We start from the raw sequence: 19,938 nt of genomic DNA, 5'->3' as shown, positions 1-19,938 counted from the left end.
TCTGCCACTTTGGCGTCAAATCGGGCATGTCCGGCGGGCGGCGGGAAATCAGTCTGCAGCTCAGCATCACGATGCTCTTCGTGCTGCTGATCCTGCCGTCGCTCGGGCTGGTGATCGCGTTCAGCTACCGGGAGAACGCCCGCAATCTGCACAACCTGTCCAACCGCTTCATCGACCGGGCGCGCGACGAGGCGATCATCATGACCACGAACTTCCTCGAGCCGGTCGGCGCCACCTTGCGGCTGGTCGCCGGGATGGCCGGTGCGCAGCCCGCCTTCTTCCGTAGCGAGGAGAGCCGCAACGTCCTCTACCAGGCGCTGGTCTCGGCCAACCAGATCGACGCGCTCTATGTCAGCTTCGAGGACGGCTACCACCGCGTCGTGACGCGCATCGACGCCGATCGCCGGCGCAGCGATCCGCGCATTCCGCCGCGCGCCAACTGGCATTCGAGCTGGGTCGATCCGTTCGACGTCGTGCCGCGCCAGCGCCACCGCACCTTCTTCGAGACCTGGCCGCAGCCGATCGGCGGCTACGATGCGGAGTCCGACCTCGACGTCCGAACGCTCACCCAGTATCGCATGGCCCAGGCGAACAACGGGCTCGGCGTCGCCGATCCGACGATCAATCCCGACACCGGCTATCCCATCATCTCGCTCGGCTACCCAATCCACATCGGCGGCAAGTTCGTCGGTGTCGCCTCGGCCAACATCACCCTCACCGCGATGTCACGGTTCCTGGACACCCACAAGGCCAGCCGCAACAGCATCACCGTGATCGCCCGCCAGATGGGCGACGTCATCGCCCATCCGATCGAGGCCGAAGGGGTGCGCCACGACGGCGGCGTCATCCGGGTGACGAACCTGACCCAGCTCGACGAGCCTCAGGTCGTCGAGGCGGTGCAGCGGCGCGGCCAGCGGCTGGGCCGCGACCGCTTCATCTTCGAAAGCCGGGGCAACGAGTACATCGCGGCGTTCTCGGGCTTTCCGTCCGACTTCGGCAAGGACTGGGAGGTGCTGGTCGTGACGCCGACCGACGACTTCGTCAGCGGCCTGAAGCAGACCAACCGTGAGCTGCTGTGGATGATGGTGGCGCTGGCGCTCGTCGAGGGCGTGCTGATCTACGTCCTGGCCAGGCGCATGTCGCGGCCGATCAAGGTCGTGTCGGAGGCGATCCAGGGCATCCGCCGCCTGTCGTTCCCCGAGCGCCTGCCGACAGGCTCGCGCATCCACGAGATCGCCCAGCTCCAGCGTGCCACCGCCTTGCTCGACAACGCGCTGCGCTCGTTTGCGGTGTTCGTGCCGGTCGGTCTGGTCCGCCGCCTGATCGATTCGGGCAAGCCCCTGCAGCCCGAGGTCGAGCAGCGCTTCATGACGGTGCTGTTCAGCGACGTCGAGGGCTTCACCACCCTGGCCGAGCAGCTTCCGCCCGCCGAGCTCACCGAGCAGACCTCGTGCTACTTCGAGAACGTCACCGCGGCGGTGGCCGAGGAGCAGGGCACGATCGACAAGTTCATCGGCGATTCGGTGATGGCCTTCTGGGGCGCCCCGGCCGCGCTCGACGACCATGCCTTCCATGCCTGCCGGGCGGCGCTCAGGGCGCGCCATCGCATGGCGCGGCTGGGCGTGGAATGGGCGGCGGCCGGCCGCAAGCCGATGCGGGTGCGGATCGGCATCCATTGCGGCGACGTCGTGGTCGGCAATGTCGGCTCGTCGCAGCGGCTGAGCTACACGGTGATGGGCGACGGCGTGAACATCGCCTCGCGCGTCGAGGGCCTGAACAAGCAGTTCGGCACCACGATCTGCATCAGCGACGCCGTCCTCGCCCAGGTCGGCGATCGGGTCGTCTCGCGGCCGATCGAGCTGTCGTCGGTGCGCGGTCGCAGCGGCCGGTTCCTGGTGCACGAGCTGCTGGGCATCGCCGGCAGCAACGATGCGGAGCTCGCCGCCGGCGCCGACGATGCCCGGCTGTGCCGGCTCACGGCCGCCGCCTGGTCGGCGATGGCGGACGGCGATTCGGTCGAGGCGCTGCGACGCTACGAGGCGGTGCAGGCGGAATTCCCGAACGACCCGGTCGCGCGCCATATGCTGGCCCACGTCGCCAAGGCGGCGCACCAGCCGGTGGCCGGCGGCTAGCGGAGCTTGTAGAGCGCGCGCAGCGAGGAGCCGCCGCGGCCAACGATGTCGTCGATCCGCCAGCCCCGGGGTGTCCGGATCAGGAATACGGCGAGCTGCCTGGGCTGGCCCGAGTTGGTGAGGGTGACCACCGCCGCAGCGTGGCTGCCGATGCTGCCAGTGGAGACGGCATAGCCGATCGAGGCGATGCTCCAGGCCTGCGCGTCGATGAACGGATCGCCGTCGAGCGTCGGCACCTCCTTGCGCTTCTTCGCCTCCTGGAGGTCGCGCTGGATCGCCTGGGCGAGCTCGGTCGCGAAAAAGCGCTCGGTTTCCCAGTATGGCTGCCCCTTGAAGCCAGCCTGCTTGTAAGGCTCGTAGATCGATTTCAGGAAATCGAGGGCGGTGCTGCTCTGCGCCCTGGCTGCAATCGGCACGGCGAGCAGCGCCAGAGCAAGGGTGCGCCGCCGGAGACGTTTGCCCATGTCCCAGTCTAGGCGGGGGCCAAGCGGGATGTCACTCGACGTTCGTCCGTTTTCGTCGCTTGCTTCGGCGGGTCTCCCGCGGGTCTCCCCGCGGTGCTAACGTTCGATGCCGTTTCGGGCGTCCCAGCTTCTTGGTGAGAGGGTCGTCCGTGTTTTCACCTTTCAGCGTGAGGAGAGTGCATGGAGTGAACTGACGACACAGGGAGCATCACATGAAGACCAACAGGCGTACCTTCTTGGCCGGCATATCGGCCGCTACTGCGCTTTCGACGAATCGCGTGGCGTTTGGCGAAAAGAAGTACGACATGGGAGCGACCGATACCGAGATCAGGATCGGTCACACCAACCCCTACAGCGGGCCCGCTTCGTCCTACAGCACGATCGGGAAGCTGCATCAGGCCTACTGGAAGTCGGTCAACGAAGCGGGCGGCATCAACGGCCGCAAGATCAACTTCATCAGCTACGACGACGGCTACCAGCCGCCAAAGACGGTCGAGATGGTGCGCAAGCTGGTCGAGGAGGACCGGGTGCTGTGCACCTTCAATACGCTGGGCACGCCGTGCAATACGGCGATCCACAAATACATGAACCAAAAGAAGGTGCCGCAGCTCTACGTCGCCACGGGCGCGTCGAAGTGGGGCGATCCCAAGAACTTCCCTTGGACCATGGGCTTCCAGCCCGACTACCACACCGAGGGCATCATCTACGCCAAGCACATGCTGGGCAACGTCAAGGACGCCAAGATCGGCGTGCTGTACCAGAACGACGACTACGGCAAGGATTACTTCAACGGCCTGAAGGATGGGCTCGGCAAGGAGGCGGGCCGCATGGTCAAGGTCGTCACCTACGAGGTGACCGATCCGACCGTGGACTCGCAGATCATCCAGCTCAAGGATTCGGGTGCGAACGTCTTCTACAACGTGTCGATCCCGAAGTTCGCCGCCCAGGCCATGCGCAAGGCGGCCGATCTGCAGTGGACCCCCGCGCAGTACATGAACAACGTGGCGGCCAGCGTCGCCACGACCATGAAGCCGGCCGGCTTCGAGAACGTGCAGGGCGTCCTCACCGCCGCCTGGCTGAAGGATCCCACCGACCACCAGTGGGACAACGAGGCGGACATGAAGGAATGGCGCGCCTTCATGGGCAAGAACATGCCCGATGCCAACCTTTCCGATGCCAGCTACGTCTATGCCTACTGCGTCGCGACCCTGATGCACATAACCCTGAAGGAGTGCGGGGACGTGCTGACGCGCGAGAACCTGATGAAGCAGGCGGCGAACCACCGCCAGCTTCGCCTGCCGGGCCTGTTGCCGGGCATCGCCGTCACGACCAGCCCGACCGATTACTATCCGGTCCAGGCGGTGCAGCTATCGCGCTTCAAGGGCGAGACCTGGGAGCTGTTCGGCGACGTGATGCACAACGAAAGCACCTGATCTCCGGTCTCTGACCGGAAGGAAAAGCCGCCGGCAAGCTCGCCGGCGGCTGGTGTGCACCGGAGCGCCCGCAGTCTTCAAATCGCCGTGACACGACTGGCGCCAGGTCGGCGAGCGCACCACGTGCGACGGTGCAGGACGGGCGCCATGCGTTCCTTGGATCTGCTGCTACTTCTGGGTTGTTCGGCCTGCTCGAGCGTCGAGAGTGCGCGGCAGCCAGCACAGGAGTGCCGCAAATATCAGATGCCCATCACCGTCGGCGGCGTGCAGGAGCAAGCCGATGTCCTGGCTTGCCGTCAACCGGACGGCAGCTGGCGCATCACGCAAACGACGCCGGGGTTGCCCACTCAAGTCTATACGGTCCCGCTCTAAATTGCCGATCTCTACACTTCATAATGAAGCCGGCTCATACGGGGAAAGTTCACAGCAGGAGGTCCAGGTGCGTTTCCCTTTTTGAGGGTCGCGGCAGCCCTTGCGACGATTGCAGCAAGCGTGACGCCGCCGTCCACGGCCAACGCTTCGGCGCCGGAGGTCGTTTCGCAACCCGTGCCGGCGCAAGCCTCGCCCAACTGTCGCAACTTCACCATGCCGGTGCTTGTCGATGGACAGCAACGGCAAGCGGTCGGACAGCTGTGTCGACAGCCGGACGGCTCCTGGCGGGTCACCCAGAACACGCCCGGTTTACCGCTCCAGGTCTACACGCTGCCGGCACAGGTGATCTCCGTCACGCCGAATTCCTACCAATACTATTGGACAGATTCCCGGGGTTTCGGGCCGCCCTTCTTCGCCGGAGGATGCTGCATCTTCGGCAATGGGTTCCGCCATTTCCATCGCGGGTTCTTTCATGGAGGCTTCCATCACGGATTCCATGGAGGCTTCCATGGCGGCGGCCATGGCCATGGCCATCGCCATCGCTGACCTTTAACGGAGCCTGTGGAGCGGGCCTATGCGCGCGGCGCGATCTCGGGTGGCTGATGCGCCGTCACTGCCGGCGCTGGCCCGTCGAAGCGCTCGATCTCGACCAGGCAGGTCTGCGCGATGCAGCCCTGGCTGAGCTTGGACGCGCCGATGTCGAGGGTGAGCGCATTGGGGTTGCCGTGCTTCTCCAGCGGCGTGTTTGAGCCCGAGTCCTCCGGGTCGAACCACGCGCCGGTCGACAGCCGCACCACGCCGCGGCGGATGCGGTCGTTCGTCCGCGCCGCGGCGAGGCAGGCACCGCGGTCGTTGAACACGCGCACCAGGTCGCCGTCCTTGAGGCCGCGCGCGGCGGCGTCGGCGGGGTGCATCGTGATCGGCTGGCGGCCCTTCACCTTGGTTGCCTTGGCATGCGGGCTGTGGTCGAGCTGGCTGTGCAGCTTGTCGGTCGGCTGGTCCGACAGCATGTGCAGAGGATAGCGCTCGGCCGTCTTCGAGCCCAGCCATTCGATCGGCTCCAGCCACACCGGATGGCCGGGGCAGTCGTCGTAGCCGAACGAGGCGATCTTCTCGGAGAAGATCTCGATCTTGCCCGACGGCGTCTTGAGCGGGTTGGCCGCAGGATCGGCGCGGAAGCGGGCCAGCATCACCGGATCGCGGTCCTCGCCCTTGGCCTCGACGATGCCGGCTTCCCAGAATTCCTCGAAGGCGGGGAAGGTGACGCCGGCGCGGACCGACCTCTCGCGCGCCTCCGCGTACATGTGCTGGAGCCACTGCATCGTGTCGCGACCTTCGCCGTAGATCTCGCCGGCACCGAGGCGGCGGGTGATCTCGGAGAAAATCCAGTAGTCGTCGCGCGCCTCGCCGATCGGATCGCGCGCCTTTTTCATGGCAATCAGGAACGGCTCGCGGCGGGCGTAGCCGATGTCGTCGCGCTCGAGACCGGTCGTGGCGGGCAGCACGATGTCGGCCATCTTCGCGGCCGGCGTCCAGAACTGCTCGTTGAAGACGATGGTCTCGGGCTTGCGCCAGGCGCCGCGCAGGCGGTTGAGGTCCTGGTGATGGTGGAAAGGATTGCCGCCCGCCCAATAGATCAGGTGGATGTCGGGATAGGTGATCTCCTGCCCGTTGTACGGGATCTTGGCCCCGGGATTGAGCAGCATGTCGGTGAAGCGGGCGACCGGGATGAAGTCCGGCACCGCGTTGGTGCCCTGCGACAGTGTTGGGCCGGAGAAGCGCGGGGCATCGCTGCCCATGATGTTGGTCGGCCCGTAGCTGGCGCCGAAGCCGCCGCCGGGCAGGCCGATCTGGCCCAGCATGCAGGCGAGCGTCACCAGCGCCCAGAACGGCTGCTCGCCGTGATGGCTGCGCTGCAGCGACCAGTTGATGTTCACCGTCGCGCGCGTCGCCGCCATCTCGCGGGCGAGGGCGGCGATGCGCGGCGCCGGGATGCCGGTGATCTTCTCCGCCCATTCCGGCGTCTTGTCGGCGAGATAGGGCGCGAACTTGTTGAAGCCGACGGTGCAGCGGTCGAGGAACTCGCGATTGTGCAGGTTCTCGGTCAGCAGCACGTGGCATAGCGCCAGGATCATCGCGGCGTCGGTGTTGGGCCGGATCGCCAGCCATTCGATGTCGCCGCCGGTGTCGAGGTCCTCGGCGGTCGGCGTGACGTTGACGAAGCGCACGCCCTTGGCGCGCATGCCGTAGAGCCCGTCCTTCAGCCGGTGAACCATCGCGCCGCCGGCATTGATCTGCGCGTTCTTGTGCGGCGCGCCGCCGAAGGTGACGAACAGCTTGCAGTGCTCGGCCAGCACGTCCCACGTCGTGTGCATGGACATCAGATCTTCCATGCCGGCGACGACGTGCGGCATCAGCACACGCGCCGCGCCCAGGCTGTAGGAATCCATGTGGCGGACATAGCCGCCGATCGCATTCAGGAAGCGGTGGACCTGGCTCTGCGCGTGATGGAAGCGGCCGGCGCTCGACCAGCCGTAGGAGCCGCCGAAGATCGCCCGGTTGGTGTGCTTGTCCTTCACCCGCTTGAGCTCGGCCGCGACCCGGTCGAGCGCCTCGTCCCACGGCAGCTCGACGAACGGCTCCTGTCCTCTTTTGTCGCTGTTCGCTCCGGGGCCGTGCTCCAGCCAGCCCTTGCGGAAGGCGGGGCGGCGGACGCGCAGCCGCGCCACCTCGTCGGACAGCATGTGCAGGCCGATCGGCGAGGGATCGGGGTCCTTCGAGAAGGGATGCAGCTTCGCCGCCTGCCCCTTGTCGTCGTATTCGACCTCGTAGACGCCCCAATGGGCGGCGGTAAGCGTACGCTGATGGGTCATTCGACCCTTGTACTTAAATCACCGGCGGCAGTCACCGTGTCGGACGGCCTAGCGGTCCATAGCGCTTATACTGGTCGGGGAATACGACCATGAACAGCTCGCGGAACAGTTGCTCGATGCGCGGATCGGTCGGGCCGGTCGCGGCCGTCCACGCCGTCGTGTACGACAGCGCTTGGTCGTTCCGACAGTAGATCGCGTAGACATAGAAGATGCCCGGTTTGCCCTGACGGAAGCGCAAATCCCCCTCGGCGCAGACTGGGTAGGCGTTGAGATCGTTGGCAGGGTCGAACACCAGCACCAGCCGGTAGTAGGGGTGAGGCGGTGGGGAAGGCTTGGCATAGGTGAAGGTAAGGGCGGGCCTGGGCTTTGCCGCCTGCATCGCCGGCAACAGCGAGCGCGCCACAGTCTCCGGGTCCACGCCAGGAAAAGCGTTGCCCGCCAGCACCACCTGGAACTGCTTGCCGTCGGTCGCGGCGAAGAAGTCGCGGTAGTCGTACTGCGGCGAGTAGTAGTTGCCGCCGATCGTGGCGGCCATTGCTATGGCGGGTAGCGCGACCGATCCGGACAGGACCGCGGCAATCTTTGGGAAGAGGCGCATTAGAGCCTCCTGGGTTGGTCGAAGATTAGAGCTAAGATCCCAGAAAGCACACATCACATCGGCGCGAGATATCAGCGAGCGAGGGATTCCTTGGCAATAGCAAGGAACTTGTCGACCTCGGCGGGATCGGTGTCGAAGGCGGTGACCAGCCGGAACGCCCGCTCGCCCGGCCGGTCGGACGGCCATGGATGATACTGCGCGCGCCCTGCCTGCAGCGCGTCGTGGATCTTGGCCGGCAGCACCACGAAGATCTCGTTGGCCTCGACCGGATAGAGCAGGGAGGTGCCGGGCATCGGCGTCAGTCCCGCCACCAGCCGGCGTGCCATCTGGTTGGCGTGGCGGGCGTTGTCGAGCCACAGCCCGTCGGTGAAGTAGGCGTCGAGCTGCGAGGACAGCAGGCGCATCTTGGACAGGAGGTGGCCGCCGCGCTTGCGGCGGTACTCGAACTCCTTGGCGGGCGCCGGGTCGAAGAAGATCACGACCTCGGCTCCCATGGCGCCGTTCTTGGTGGCGCCGAGGCTGAGCACGTCGATGCCGGCCTTCCAGGTCAGCTCGGCGGGCGAGCAGCCCACGAATGACAGGGCATTCGCGAAACGGGCGCCGTCCATGTGCATCTTCAGCCCGTGGCGACGGGCGGAGGTCGAGAGGGCGGCGATCTCCTCCGGCGCATAGACGGTGCCGTTCTCGGTCGCCTGCGTGACGCTGACCGCCGAGGGCTGCGAGAAATGCACGACGCCGTACACCGGCTGGGCGAGCGCCTCGGCGAGCGCCTTGGGATCGATCTTGCCGGCCGCGCCGTCGACGCGGACGAGGCGCGCGCCCGTGTAGAACTCGGCGGCGTTGGTTTCCTCGGCCGCGATATGCGCGGTGGGATGGCAGAAGATCGAGCCCCATGGCGGCGAGCAGCAGGCGAGCGCCAGGACATTGGCCGCGGTGCCGACGGCCACCGGATAGGCCACGAGATCGGGCTTCTCGAAGATGTCGCGCAGGCGGCGCTCGACCTTCTGGGTCCATTCGTCGGCGCCGTAGGAATGGACGGGGCCGGTGCGGAAGGCCCGGGACACGGCCTCGATGATCGCCGGATGGGCGCCGGCCTCGTTGTCGCTGCGGAAGTTCATGAGACCGATCCTAACGCGCGGCGCCGGGCGGGAAGTCGACCGTGCCGAGCAGGGCGCCGTTGCGCGGATCGACGATGTACAGGGTGGACCGGCCGTCGGCCGCCTTGACGTGGACGGCGACGCGGTCGCCGGCCGGGCTGACCGACACGACCTGGGCGCCCGAGGGCAGGGCGATGTTCCGGGCGAAGGCGGCGGGTGTGGATGGCGCCGGGCTGGTGGAGGCGTTAGACATGCGGCGCGCTATTTCGGCCGCCACCACAATGAAGCCCACCACGATCAGTAGGCCCATCACGACCACCAGCACCTTCAGCCAGAGCGGGGCATAGGCCGGGGAAGAGGACGGGGGCGCCACAGCAACTCCAATGAACGAAGCGCAGCGCCACATCGTGACCATCGACAGCGGAGGCGAGCGGCTCGACCGCGCGCTGGCGGCTGCCGTGCCGAGCCTTACGCGCAGCCGCGTGAAGGCGCTGATCGAAAGTCGCCGCGTCTCGCTGGCCGACGGGGGCACAGTAGTAGAAGAGCCCTCCCGCAAGGTCAAAACCGGCGAGCGCTTCATTATCGACATCCCGCCGCCCGAGCCGGCCGAGCCCGAGCCGCAGGCGATCGCCCTTGATATCTTGCACGAAGATGACGATCTCCTCGTCCTCAACAAACCGGCGGGCCTGGTCGTCCATCCCGCCCCCGGAAACCCCGACAACACGCTGGTCAACGCCCTGCTCGCCCACTGCGGCGACAGCCTGTCGGGCATCGGTGGGGTGCGCCGGCCGGGCATCGTCCACCGGCTCGACAAGGACACTTCGGGGGTCATGGTGGTCGCCAAGAACGACGTCACCCATCACGCCCTGTCCAAGCTGTTTGCTGCCCACGACCTGACCCGGATATACCAGGCGCTGGTCTGGGGGGCGCCCAAGGAGAAGCGGGGGACGATCGACGCCGCGATCGCCCGCCATCCGGTCGATCGCAAGCGCATGGCCGTCCGGACGACCAGCGGCAAGCGGGCGGTCACCGACTACTGGCTGGAAAAGCGCTTCGGGCCGCCCCTGCAGCCGGTGGCGAGCCTGATGGGGGCCAAGCTCCATACCGGGCGGACCCATCAGGTCAGGGTCCATCTCGCCCATATCGGCTGCCCGGTGGTCGGTGACCCCGTCTACGGCCGGCGTCGGAACAGCACCGGCCCGGGGTCGTTGACATCATTCGGGAGGCAGGCACTTCACGCCGCCATCCTGGAGTTCCGCCACCCAAGGACGGGACGGGAGATGACCTTCGCCTCAGAATTGCCGCAAGACATGGCAAGGCTGGTGGCTGAACTGAACGGTGTTAAGTAATCCCCTAATACCCGAGGGGATTAGTCGGATTTACTTGACCCGCTGATCGTCCGACCTCTAGAGTCGGGCATTAGCAGTCGACGGGTGAGAGTGCTAAACGCCCGTTTACCGTGAGAAAGGGGGAGTCCCCATGAGTGCAGCGTCCGCAAACCTTCCCGCCCTGCCGTCGGCCCTGTCGCCGGAGGGCAATCTCAGCCGGTATCTCTCGGAGATCCGCAAGTTTCCGCTCCTGGAGCCACAGCAGGAATTCATGCTCGCCAAGGCTTGGCGCGAGCACGGCGACACCAAGGCCGCCCATCAGCTCGTGACCTCGCACCTGCGCCTGGTCGCCAAGATCGCCATGGGCTATCGCGGCTACGGCCTGCCGGTGGCCGAGCTCATCTCCGAAGGCAACGTCGGCATGATGCAGGCCGTCAAGCGGTTCGACCCGGACCGCGGCTTCCGGCTGGCCACCTATGCCATGTGGTGGATCCGCGCCTCGATCCAGGAATACATCCTGCACAGCTGGTCGCTGGTGAAGATGGGCACCACGGCGGCGCAGAAGAAGCTGTTCTTCAACCTGCGCAAGCTCAAGGGCCAGATGCAGGCGATCGAGGAGGGCGATCTCAGCCCCGAGCAGGTCAGCAAGATCGCCACCCGCCTCGGCGTCCCCGAGGAGGAGGTGGTGAACATGAACCGCCGCCTCGCCGCGCCGGACAGCTCGCTGAACGCCGCCGTGAAGGCCGAAGGCGACATGGAATGGCAGGACTGGCTGGTCGACGACACGCCCAACCAGGAGGCCCGTCTCGGCGACAGCCAGGAGCTCGGCCAGCGCAAGCACATGCTGGCGCAGGCGCTGAAGGGCCTGTCCGACCGCGAGCGCCACATCATCGTCGAGCGCCGCCTGGTCGACGAGCCCAAGACGCTCGAGGACCTGTCGGCCAAGTACGGCATCAGCCGCGAGCGCGTGCGCCAGATCGAGGTGCGCGCCTTCGACAAGCTGCAGAAGGCGATGAAGAACATGGTCGTCGACGCAGCCGCCGAATCGGCCAAGAAAGCCGAGGCGCACGCCGCCCGGACCTGAGTTGGCGCAGTTGACGGGGCCCCTCGCGCAAGCGAGGGGCCTTCTCATTTGTAGCCGATGCGGCGAAAGAATCGATCGATCTCGGCGGCAGCCGGGTCCGGCGTCTCGTAGTGGACGAAGTGGCCGGCGTCCTCGGCGATGCTCGCCTCCACATCCTCGAAGTAGTCGGGCACGAACTCGATCCAGTCGCTGCGCAGCACTGGATCGTGGCGACCCCAGAAGACGCGGGCGGGCTGCCTGATCCTGGGTGGCTTCGGCGCCGTGCCGGCCATCACGGCGAGCCGGCCGGCATTCTGCGAGACGTACCAGTTGAAGCCGCCTTGCAGGTTGCCCGGCCGCAGGAAGTTGTCGACCCAACGCTCGAGCACGCCGTCGAAGGCGTCCTTGGCGTACGACCAGTGCGTCAGGAAATGCCGGAAGTAGGCACGGCAGGCATCGCGGTTGGCGCCCACGAGTTCGGAAGCGAACGGCATCTGGTGGAAGGTCTGGTACCAGATCTCGTTGATCTGCCGCGGGTCGCGCCAGCGCGCACCGACGCCGTGTGTGCCGCAATTGAAGAAGAACAGGCCGGCGGCCCGGTCCGGATGGTTGATCGCCAGCCGCTGCATCACGTAGGCGCCGACGTCGTGGCCGACGAAGCCCGCCGTCGCGATGCCCAGTGCCGTCATCAGCGCGGCGATGTCGTCGGCCAGCACGTCGGGACCGGCCTGGTCGGTGCGGCCCTTGTCCGGGTTGCCGCTTTCACCGAAGCCGCGGAAGTCGGGCGCGATCAGGCGATAGCGGTCGGCGAGGCGCTCGAACATCGGCTCCCACGTCGCCCAGAACTCCGGCCAGCCATGCAGGAGCAGGAGCGTCGGCCCGCTGCCGGCCTCGGCAACGTGGGCGCGGAAGCCGCGGGTCTCGACGACGCTGTGCTTGATGGCGGTCATGGGCGCAGGCTAGCAAAGGTCCTGCGCCCATTCCGCAGTGGTCTGTCAGGCGTACGCCTTCGCGGCCTCGCTGTGCGCCCACTTGGCGGATTCCTCGGGCGCCATGCCCTGGATCGCCTTGGCGTACATGTCGACGACGATGTACTTGGTCACCACTTCGGCGGCCTTGCGGCTCGGCGGGCCGGCATAGCCGACCAGCCGGCCTCTGGCGGGCAAGTCGTGGAACGGCTTCAGGACGGGATCGGCGTCCCAAACCTTATGCGTCTCCCACATCTTGGTGGCGCCGCAGCTGTAGCCCTGCTGCGAGGTGAACCACGGGTCGAACGCCTCCTTGGTGTGCGCCCAGCGCAGGAAGTCCTTGGCCGCCTTCTGGTTCTTGGAATAGCCCATCAGCATGTCGGTGAAGGTGCCGGGCACGTTGAACGGTCCGGCGGCCGGACCCTTGGGGATGTCGGCATGCTGGATGTCCTCCCACATCGGCGTGCCCTTCTCGGTCTTGTAGGTGTCGGGCTTCTTCTTGGCCTCGATGTAGATCGAGGCGCCGTTGTTGGTGGTGCAGATGGTCTGGCTGAGGAAGGCGCGATTGTTGTTGGTGTCGTCCCAGGCGAGCCCGCCTTCGTCCATCGTCTCCTTCCACATCGCGACGGCGTACTTGATCGACTCGACCGTTTCCTTGCTGTTCAGGACCACGGTCTTGCCGTCGGCCTCGACCTCCTTGCCGCCGAACGACCAGAGGAAGGGATACCACCAGCCCGGCGCATCGCCGAAGGTGTGGCCCGCGGTCTGGCCGATCGGCCGCCCCTTGGCCTTGAGCTTCTTGCCGGCGTCTCGCAGCTTGTCGAGCGTGTCGGGGAAGCTGTCGTAGCCCACCTCCTTGAACCACGAGATGCGATAGGCCATCAGGCCGCCGCCGCAGGTCCACGGTACGCCGATCCATTTGTTGCCGACGGTGGCGACCTGCTTGGCGACGTCGTAGTAGCCGCCCTGCGCCTTGCCGATCTCCTCGGCTATGTCGCCGGCGTCGGCCACGCTCTCGGCATAGAGCTGCGGCCAGTTGCTGAACGCCATGATGATGTCGGCGCCGCTGCCCGACTGGATCGCCGAGGTGATGCGCGATTGCAGGTCGTTGGCGTTGACGGTCTCGACCTTGAGATTGATGCCGAGCGCCTTCTTGCACTCCTGCGTGAATGAGCCCTTGAGGAGCTGGTCGGATGCCGGCACGAAGTCGGTCCAACGCAGCCAGTGGACGGAACGCTCCTGCGCGAGGGCCGGCCCACGTCCGGTCGCGAGGATGGCGGCGAGGCCGCCGGTGGACGCCAAAAGCTTACGCCGCGCGATGCGAGTCATGTTCGCCTCCCGGGGGACTTTGTGTTTTGTAGAAAAAGAAGAACGCGTCGTGATGCGCTGGGAACTACGCCCGGCAACTGCTCAACGCTTGCTGACGGCTACGCCCGTTAACCCTTGACGGAGCCGGCGGTCAGGCCGGCGACGTAGTGCTCGACGAAGAAGGAATAGATGATGGCGACCGGGATCGAGCCGAGCAAGGCCGCGGCCATCAGCTGGCCCCAGTAGAAGACGTCGCCGCGCACCAGCTCGGCGACGGCGCCGACCGGCACGGTGCGCACCTCGGTCTTGGTCAGGAAGATCAGCGCGTAGAGGAACTCGTTCTGCGCCAGGGTGAAGGCGAAGATGCCGGCCGAGATGAAGCCCGGGCCACATAGGGGCAGGACGATCTTGATCAGCGTCTGCAGGCGGCTTGCGCCGTCGATCCGGGCGGCGTCCTCGAGATCGCTCGGCACGGTGCGGAAGTAGCCGAGCAGCAGCCAGGCGCAGAACGGCACCAGCAGGGTCGGATAGGTCAGGATCACTGACGTGAGCGTGTCGCCCAGCCCGAGCTTGTTGATGAGGTCGGCGAGCGGCACGAACAGCAGTGGCTGCGGCACCAGGTAGGTGGCGGCGATCGCGAACGAGACCAGCGCGGCGCCGGCGAAGCGGATGCGGGCCAGCGGATAGGCCAGCATGGCGCCGAAGATCAGCGAGATCGCCGTCGACATCACCGCGACGATGAAGGTGTTCCAGGTCCATTCCAGGAAGTTGGTCTCGGTGATCAGGTCGATATAGTGCTTGAGCGTCGGGTTATGCACGACCAGCGGCATGACCTTGCGGCTGTAGAGCTCCTGGTTGGTCTTCAGCGAGGTGATCGCCATCCAGTAGAACGGGAACAGCGCGAAGATCAGCGACACGCCGAGCGGCAGCCACAGCTTGAGGAAGCGGACATGGAAGCCGCGGCGCTCGACGGTCATGTCTGGCCCCTCATGATTTGCCCCTCATGATTTGGAGGGCCTGAGATAGATCGCCATGGCGAGGATCAAGAGTGCCAACGGCGGCACCATGGTCAGCGCGATCGCCGCACCCTGGCCGAACTGGCCGCCGCCCATCGCGATATCGAAGGCGTAGGTGGCGAAGACGTGGGTGGCATTCGCGGGCCCGCCCTTGGTCAGCACGTAGATCAGCTGGAAGTCGGCGAAGGTGAAGATCACCGAGAACATCGTGACGATGAAGATCACCGGCTTCATCAGCGGCAGGGTGACGTAGCGGAACTTGCCCCAGGTGCCGGCGCCGTCGATGGTCGCGGCCTCGTAGAGCTCGGGCGAGATGGTCTGCAGGCCGGCCAGCAGAGTGATGGCGTAGAACGGCAGGCCGCGCCAGACATTGACCACGATCAGCGACGCCATCGCGAGATGCGGGTTGCCGAGCCAGCTCGGGCCCGGCTTCTCGACCAGGCCGGTCGCGACCAGCGTCCAGTTCACCACGCTGAAGGCGGGATCGAGGATCCACTGCCAGGCGATGGTCGACAGCACGGTCGGCACGATGAACGGCAGCAGTAGCAGCGCGCGCGTCAGGTTCTTGAAGCGGAAGTCCTGGTTCATCACCAGGGCGAGGCCGAGGCCGCCGACCATCTTCAGCACGGTCGCGACCGCGGTGTAGACGAAGGTGTTGAGCACCACCTGCCAGAACACCGGGTCGTTCCAGGCGTTGATGTAGTTGTCGAGGCCGACGAAGGTGCCGGTGGCCGCCACCGGCCGGTTCAGCAGGCTGAGCCAGATGCCGTAGAAGAACGGATAGCCGACCAGCGCCACCAGGAAGAGGACCGGCGGCAACACCATCAGCCAGGCGAACACGCCGCCGCGCTCCAGCCAGCGTCCGAGCGAGAACGCTGGCCGCCGATGCGCTGCGACCGACGCGAGCGACTCAGCCGTCATCCGGCTAGGCCGTCTTGTAGATCTGGACCAGCTGGGCCTTGGCCTCGGCGATCACGTCCTTGGTCGACTTGCCCGCGCACGCCTTGGCGAACATGTCGACCACGACGTACTTGGCGATGGTCTCCGACTGCGCCCGGCTGAGCGGCGCCGGCCAGCCCGGCAGGTGCGCGTCCTTCAGCGTGTCGCGGTAGGGCTTGTTCTTCGGCTCGACGTTCCACATCGGCGCGTCGTCGTACTTGTGCAGGAACGGCTGGTAGTAGGTGACCGCGATGTCGAGCCATGGGCCGCACTGCTCGGGCTTCATCACCCAGCGCAGGAAGTCCTTGGCCGCCTTGTGGTCCGGCGTATGGGTGAAGATCGCGTGGCACAGCGGGTTCAGCATGGCGAAGCTGCCCTTGGGCCCCTTCGGGTTCGGCGACTGGTCGATCACCTTCGCCATCTCCGGGAAGTCCTTCTTGGCCGCCCACAGGATCGATTCGGCGTTGTTGGTGCAGGAGATCTGCTCCGACAGGAACGCCTTGTTGTTGTTGACGTCGGTCCAGCCGAGGCAGTCCTCGAGCATGGTCTCCTTGTAGAGGCGGCGGCAGTAGTCGACCGCGCGCGCCGTCTCGTCGGAATCGATCACGATGGTCTTGCCGTCGGCCTCGACCTCGCGGGCGCCGTACGACCACAGCAGCGGATAGAGCCAGCCGTGGTTGTCGCCGAAGCCGTGGCCGAGCTCGAAGCCGAACGGATGGCCCTGCTTCTTGAGCTTGATGCCGGCCTCGAGCAGCTCGTCCCAGGTCTCGGGGAACTTCTCGTAACCCGCCTGCTTGAACCAGTCGGTGCGCCAGTTCATCAGCTGGCCGATATTGCCGAACGGGATCGCCTTCCACTTGCCGCCGACCACCACGGCCTCCTGGGCGGAGGGGTACCAGCCGCCGGATTCCTTGCCGATCTCGTCGGCGATGTCGCTGACATCGACGAACTTCTCGTTGAACAGGAAGGCCCAGTTGAAGCCGATCTGGGTCATGTCGGGGCCGGTGCCGTTCTCGGCCGCGGTGGTGACGCGGGTCAGCAGGCTGCCGACGCTCACGATCTCGTAGTTGATCTTGGTGCCGGTCGCCTTCTCGTAGGCGGCCGCCATCTTGGTCTTGAAGTGGGCGTCGTAGGGCGGGATGAACGAGCTTTCGTGCATCATCGTCAGGGGCTTGGGAGCCGCTCTTACGATGGATGGTCCGGCCAGGGTGCTGGCCGCGCCCAACGCGGTAAGCTTAAGCAGATCTCTACGCGACGCACGGGATACGCTAACCATAGCTGCCTCCCTATCGGCGTATAATTGGCCGGAGCATAGCCCCTGCACATCTGGCGCGGCAAGCGCACAGCGGCTAACGTGTCGTCCTCCAAACGGAAAATTCGGTAGTCGACTGGTTGCGTGCACAAGCGTTCCTTCACGGGAGGCGATGTCATGCTGCGATCCAATAAACTGTCGCGTCGAGGAGTCGTCGCCGGTGCGGCGGCGCTCGGCCTGAGCGCACCGTTCGTGCGCGGTGCGTACGCTGCCGGCAAGTTGACGGTCGGCTTCTGGGATCATTGGGTGCCCAATGCCAATGACGCCACGGCGGCGCTGATCAAGGAATGGAGCGAGAAGGAGAAGGTCGATGTCCAGGTCGACTTCATCACCACGCAGGCCAACAAGCTGTTGCTGACCGGCGCGGCGGAAGCCCAAGCCAAGACCGGCCACGACATCCTGGCCTTCACCTCGTTCCTGCCGGCGCGCTATGCCGAGCAGCTGGTGCCCGTCAACGACCTGATGGACGAGCTGATCAAGACCAACGGCAAGGTCAACGGCACGGTCGAGTATCTCGGCAAGATCGGCGGCAAGTGGCTCGCCGTTCCGGCGACGGTGGGCAGCCAGATCAAGGGCCCGTGCTCGCGCATCGACTACATGAAGCAGTTCGCCGGGATCGACGTCCAGGCGATGTATCCCGCGGGCGAGGCGCCCAAGGCCGACAACTGGACGCTCGACACCTTCCTCAAGGCCGCCGAGGCCTGCCACAAGGGCGGCAAGCCGTTCGGCATCGGCGTCGGCAACACCGGCGACAGCACCGACACGATCGGCGCCATCTTCCATTCGTTCGGCGCGATGCTGGTCAACGAGAAGGGCGACATCGTCGCCAAGAGCGACGCCGTCCGCCAGGCGCTCGACTTCTACAAGAGGATGATGAAGTTCCTGCCGCCCGACGTCGCGGCCTGGGACGACGCCTCGAACAACAAGTTCCTGATCTCGGGCCAGGCCTCGCTGATCATGAACCCGCCGTCGGCCTGGGCGGTCGCCAAGCGCGATGCGCCGAAAGTCGCCGAGCAGTGCTGGACGCACGGCTTCCCGGCCGGGCCGAAGGGGCGCTTCGCGCCGTTCGTACCGTTCTTCTGGGGCATCTGGAACTTCAGCAAGAACATCCCGGCGGCCAAGAGCCTGGTCATGCACCTGTCGACGCCGGTGGCGATCGAGAAGATGGTGGTCGCCTCGGGCGGCTACGACCTGCCGTCGTTCGAGAAGCTGACGACCCTGAAAGTGTGGGCCGAGGCGGAGCCGCCCAAGGGCACGCTCTACCACTACCCCAATCCGCACAATCACCAGATCCTGTCGGTCGCCGCGGCTCCGGCGCCGCACAAGATCGCCGAGCAGATCAACACGGCGAGCCTGCAGTGCCAGATGGCGGTGCGGCACGCCGGCGGCGAGGCGATCGAGAAGACGCTCACCTGGGCGACCGGGGAGCTCGAAGGCTTCATGCGCAATTAACAAGTCGCCGTCATCGGCGACGGCTGGCCGCACGCAGCACCGAGCGCTGCGTGCGGCCGAGCCGATGGCCTTCTGCGGTGGTAGCGCACTAGCGCTAACTGCGCCAACTCGCTCGGAGCGCTGGGAGGGGGTAGCGGAAACCTCGGAAACTGCGCTAACCCCCTCAGAGCGACCGCACGGAATGGGGTGCGCAGCAGCGCTAGTTGCGTGAATTGCGCCGGGCTGTCTGCGGGTGTCGTGTCCGAACATGCCGCAACATAGGGCCGACCCGCCTCGCCGACCCATTATGGGCAATGGCCGCGCGAAAACGCGGCCATTTACAGGCGTGGAATCCTCTTCCATTGCCCGTAATGACGTCGCCGCTGCGCGCAATTCGGCGTCACACGAGCCCAGCATCGCGTATTGCCGGACAATCGCGGCCTGGTCGGCGGCAGGATTTTCTTTTCAGGTCGAAGAAAAAGGCGCGGCGCCGATCAGAGATATATGATCACAGCCGACAGGGCGAGGCCGATCAGGCAGCCGATGCCGAGCGTCGCCGCCAGCGTGTCGAAGTATTTGAACCAGGTCATTCGAGGGTCCGTCAGATCTCGCCGGCGATGTGTGACCTGCGGCCGGCCGATCAAGGGACCGCCGCCGATGTCCCAATTTTGTTATCCTCGTCCGCCAACCAGCGGGAGAAACGCCATGGCCGACCCCATCCTTTACGAGGCCCTGCCGTCGGGCATCGCCCGCATCGTGCTGAACCGGGCGGAGACGCGGAACGCCCAGGACACCGCGCTCCTCTATGCGCTCAACGATGCCTTCGACCGCGCCGCGCAGGACGATGCCGTGAAAGTGATCGTGCTCAGCGCCAACGGCCCGCACTTCTCCTCGGGCCACGACCTGCGCGAGGTCGACGGCCACGGCAACATGCGCAAGCACGACACCGTCGGCACCTGGTCCGGTTTCGGCAAGCCCGGCGCCGAGGCGCAGTATGCCCGCGAGCAGGAGATCTATGTCGGCTTCTGCGAGCGCTGGCGCAACATCCCCAAGCCGACCCTGGCGCTGGTGCAGGGCAAGGTGATCGCCGGCGGCCTGATGCTGATCTGGCCCTGTGACCTGATCGTGGCGGCCGACGATGCCGAGTTCCTCGACCACACCGTGGCGATGGGCGTCGGCGGCGCGGAGTTCTTCGCCCATCCCTGGGAGCTCGGCGTGCGCAAGGCCAAGGAGTTCCTGTTCACCGCCGACTGGATCAAGGCCGAGGAGGCGCATCGGCTCGGCATGGTCAACCACGTCGTGCCGCGCGCCGAGCTCGAGAGCTTCGGAACAGCCATGGCCGAGCGCATCGCCCAGAAGCCGCTGTTCGCGCTCAAGCTCGTCAAGCAGGCGGTGAACGCGGCGCAGGATGCGCAGGGCCGGCTCAACGCGATGCAGACCTCGTTCGCGCTGCATCACCTGGCGCACGCCCACAACATGATCGCGCATGGCAGGCTGGTCGATCCGACCGGCCTGATGCCGGCGATCAAGAAGCACGAGAAGGCGGCCGACTGAAACGACCGTCCGATGTCAGCGGGTGATAGACCGCGGGTCTGTTGCGCTCG

General features: G+C 66.1%; 18 protein-coding genes. 8 read left to right on the top strand and 10 right to left on the bottom strand.

Annotation, left to right across the window (positions count from 1 at the left end; translation table 11 throughout):
• Positions 1-26 precede the first annotated feature (26 nt).
• Entirely contained in the window at positions 27-2,132 is a 2,106-nt protein-coding gene (locus tag J0J01_RS19560) for an adenylate/guanylate cyclase domain-containing protein (protein WP_296383629.1), read from the top strand.
• Here J0J01_RS19560 and J0J01_RS19555 read toward each other — a convergent pair.
• The gene (locus tag J0J01_RS19555; protein ID WP_296383627.1) at positions 2,129-2,596 is read right to left on the bottom strand and encodes a DUF3828 domain-containing protein; all 468 of its coding nucleotides are present in this window, start codon (positions 2,594-2,596) and stop codon (positions 2,129-2,131) included. The two genes, J0J01_RS19560 and J0J01_RS19555, sit on opposite strands and share 4 nt — an antisense overlap.
• 212 nt (positions 2,597-2,808) lie before the next feature.
• On the opposite strand from J0J01_RS19555, the gene J0J01_RS19550 reads away from it, so the two are divergent.
• From J0J01_RS19550 to J0J01_RS19540, 3 genes are all read left to right on the top strand, one after another.
• On the top strand, positions 2,809-4,029 hold the full coding sequence (locus tag J0J01_RS19550; RefSeq protein WP_296383624.1) for an ABC transporter substrate-binding protein: 1,221 nt from the start codon (positions 2,809-2,811) through the stop codon (positions 4,027-4,029).
• Between the two features lie 243 nt (positions 4,030-4,272).
• The gene (locus J0J01_RS19545; protein ID WP_296383623.1) at positions 4,273-4,401 is read left to right on the top strand and encodes a hypothetical protein; all 129 of its coding nucleotides are present in this window, start codon (positions 4,273-4,275) and stop codon (positions 4,399-4,401) included.
• 120 nt (positions 4,402-4,521) lie between these two features.
• Complete coding sequence (locus J0J01_RS19540; protein ID WP_296383621.1) at positions 4,522-4,947, top strand: hypothetical protein; 426 nt, start codon at positions 4,522-4,524, stop codon at positions 4,945-4,947.
• Positions 4,948-4,973: 26 nt separating this feature from the next.
• On the opposite strand, the gene J0J01_RS19535 is transcribed toward J0J01_RS19540, so the two are convergent.
• From J0J01_RS19535 to J0J01_RS19520, 4 genes are all read right to left on the bottom strand, one after another.
• On the bottom strand, positions 4,974-7,274 hold the full coding sequence (locus tag J0J01_RS19535) for a molybdopterin-dependent oxidoreductase (RefSeq protein ID WP_296383620.1): 2,301 nt from the start codon (positions 7,272-7,274) through the stop codon (positions 4,974-4,976).
• Positions 7,275-7,305: 31 nt separating this feature from the next.
• Positions 7,306-7,872, bottom strand: a complete 567-nt coding sequence (locus tag J0J01_RS19530) for a hypothetical protein (RefSeq protein ID WP_296383618.1) — start codon at positions 7,870-7,872, stop codon at positions 7,306-7,308.
• Positions 7,873-7,943: 71 nt separating this feature from the next.
• Positions 7,944-8,990, bottom strand: a complete 1,047-nt coding sequence (locus tag J0J01_RS19525) for a low specificity L-threonine aldolase (RefSeq protein ID WP_296383617.1) — start codon at positions 8,988-8,990, stop codon at positions 7,944-7,946.
• A 10-nt stretch (positions 8,991-9,000) separates the two neighbouring features.
• Positions 9,001-9,342: a DUF6476 family protein gene (locus J0J01_RS19520; RefSeq protein ID WP_296383616.1), complete on the bottom strand. Its 342-nt coding sequence runs from the start codon at positions 9,340-9,342 to the stop codon at positions 9,001-9,003.
• A 10-nt stretch (positions 9,343-9,352) separates the two neighbouring features.
• Here J0J01_RS19520 and J0J01_RS19515 point away from each other — a divergent pair, with 10 nt between their 5' ends.
• Together J0J01_RS19515 and rpoH are read left to right on the top strand one after the other, a co-directional pair.
• A complete protein-coding gene (locus tag J0J01_RS19515; RefSeq protein WP_296383614.1) occupies positions 9,353-10,318 on the top strand; it encodes an RluA family pseudouridine synthase in 966 nt (321 codons plus the stop codon).
• 130 nt (positions 10,319-10,448) lie between these two features.
• Positions 10,449-11,381 carry an RNA polymerase sigma factor RpoH gene (rpoH, locus tag J0J01_RS19510; RefSeq protein WP_296383612.1) on the top strand — a complete coding sequence of 311 codons (933 nt, stop codon included), beginning with the start codon at positions 10,449-10,451 and terminating at the stop codon, positions 11,379-11,381.
• A 44-nt stretch (positions 11,382-11,425) separates the two neighbouring features.
• On the opposite strand, the gene J0J01_RS19505 is transcribed toward rpoH, so the two are convergent.
• From J0J01_RS19505 to J0J01_RS19485, 5 genes are all read right to left on the bottom strand, one after another.
• Positions 11,426-12,310, bottom strand: coding sequence for an alpha/beta hydrolase (locus J0J01_RS19505; RefSeq protein ID WP_296383611.1), 885 nt, complete (start codon positions 12,308-12,310; stop codon positions 11,426-11,428).
• A 45-nt stretch (positions 12,311-12,355) separates the two neighbouring features.
• Positions 12,356-13,657, bottom strand: coding sequence for an extracellular solute-binding protein (locus J0J01_RS19500; RefSeq protein ID WP_296383610.1), 1,302 nt, complete (start codon positions 13,655-13,657; stop codon positions 12,356-12,358).
• Between the two features lie 107 nt (positions 13,658-13,764).
• Positions 13,765-14,613 (bottom strand): carbohydrate ABC transporter permease, encoded by an 849-nt coding sequence (locus J0J01_RS19495; protein WP_296383608.1) that lies wholly within the window; start codon positions 14,611-14,613, stop codon positions 13,765-13,767.
• 24 nt (positions 14,614-14,637) lie between these two features.
• Positions 14,638-15,573: a sugar ABC transporter permease gene (locus J0J01_RS19490; RefSeq protein ID WP_296383606.1), complete on the bottom strand. Its 936-nt coding sequence runs from the start codon at positions 15,571-15,573 to the stop codon at positions 14,638-14,640.
• Positions 15,574-15,577: 4 nt separating this feature from the next.
• On the bottom strand, positions 15,578-16,753 hold the full coding sequence (locus tag J0J01_RS19485) for an extracellular solute-binding protein (protein WP_296383605.1): 1,176 nt from the start codon (positions 16,751-16,753) through the stop codon (positions 15,578-15,580).
• 267 nt (positions 16,754-17,020) lie between these two features.
• Between J0J01_RS19485 and J0J01_RS19480 the strand changes: the two genes are divergently transcribed.
• The gene (locus J0J01_RS19480; RefSeq protein ID WP_296383603.1) at positions 17,021-18,355 is read left to right on the top strand and encodes an extracellular solute-binding protein; all 1,335 of its coding nucleotides are present in this window, start codon (positions 17,021-17,023) and stop codon (positions 18,353-18,355) included.
• Positions 18,356-19,039: 684 nt separating this feature from the next.
• Positions 19,040-19,888, top strand: coding sequence for an enoyl-CoA hydratase (locus tag J0J01_RS19475; RefSeq protein WP_296383601.1), 849 nt, complete (start codon positions 19,040-19,042; stop codon positions 19,886-19,888).
• Positions 19,889-19,938: the final 50 nt, after the last annotated feature.

This window comes from Reyranella sp., assembly GCF_017305915.1.
Classification (GTDB): Bacteria; Pseudomonadota; Alphaproteobacteria; order Reyranellales; family Reyranellaceae; genus Reyranella.
The sequence above is the reverse complement of the archived record's forward strand: the minus strand, read 5'-3'. Positions and strand labels throughout refer to the sequence as shown.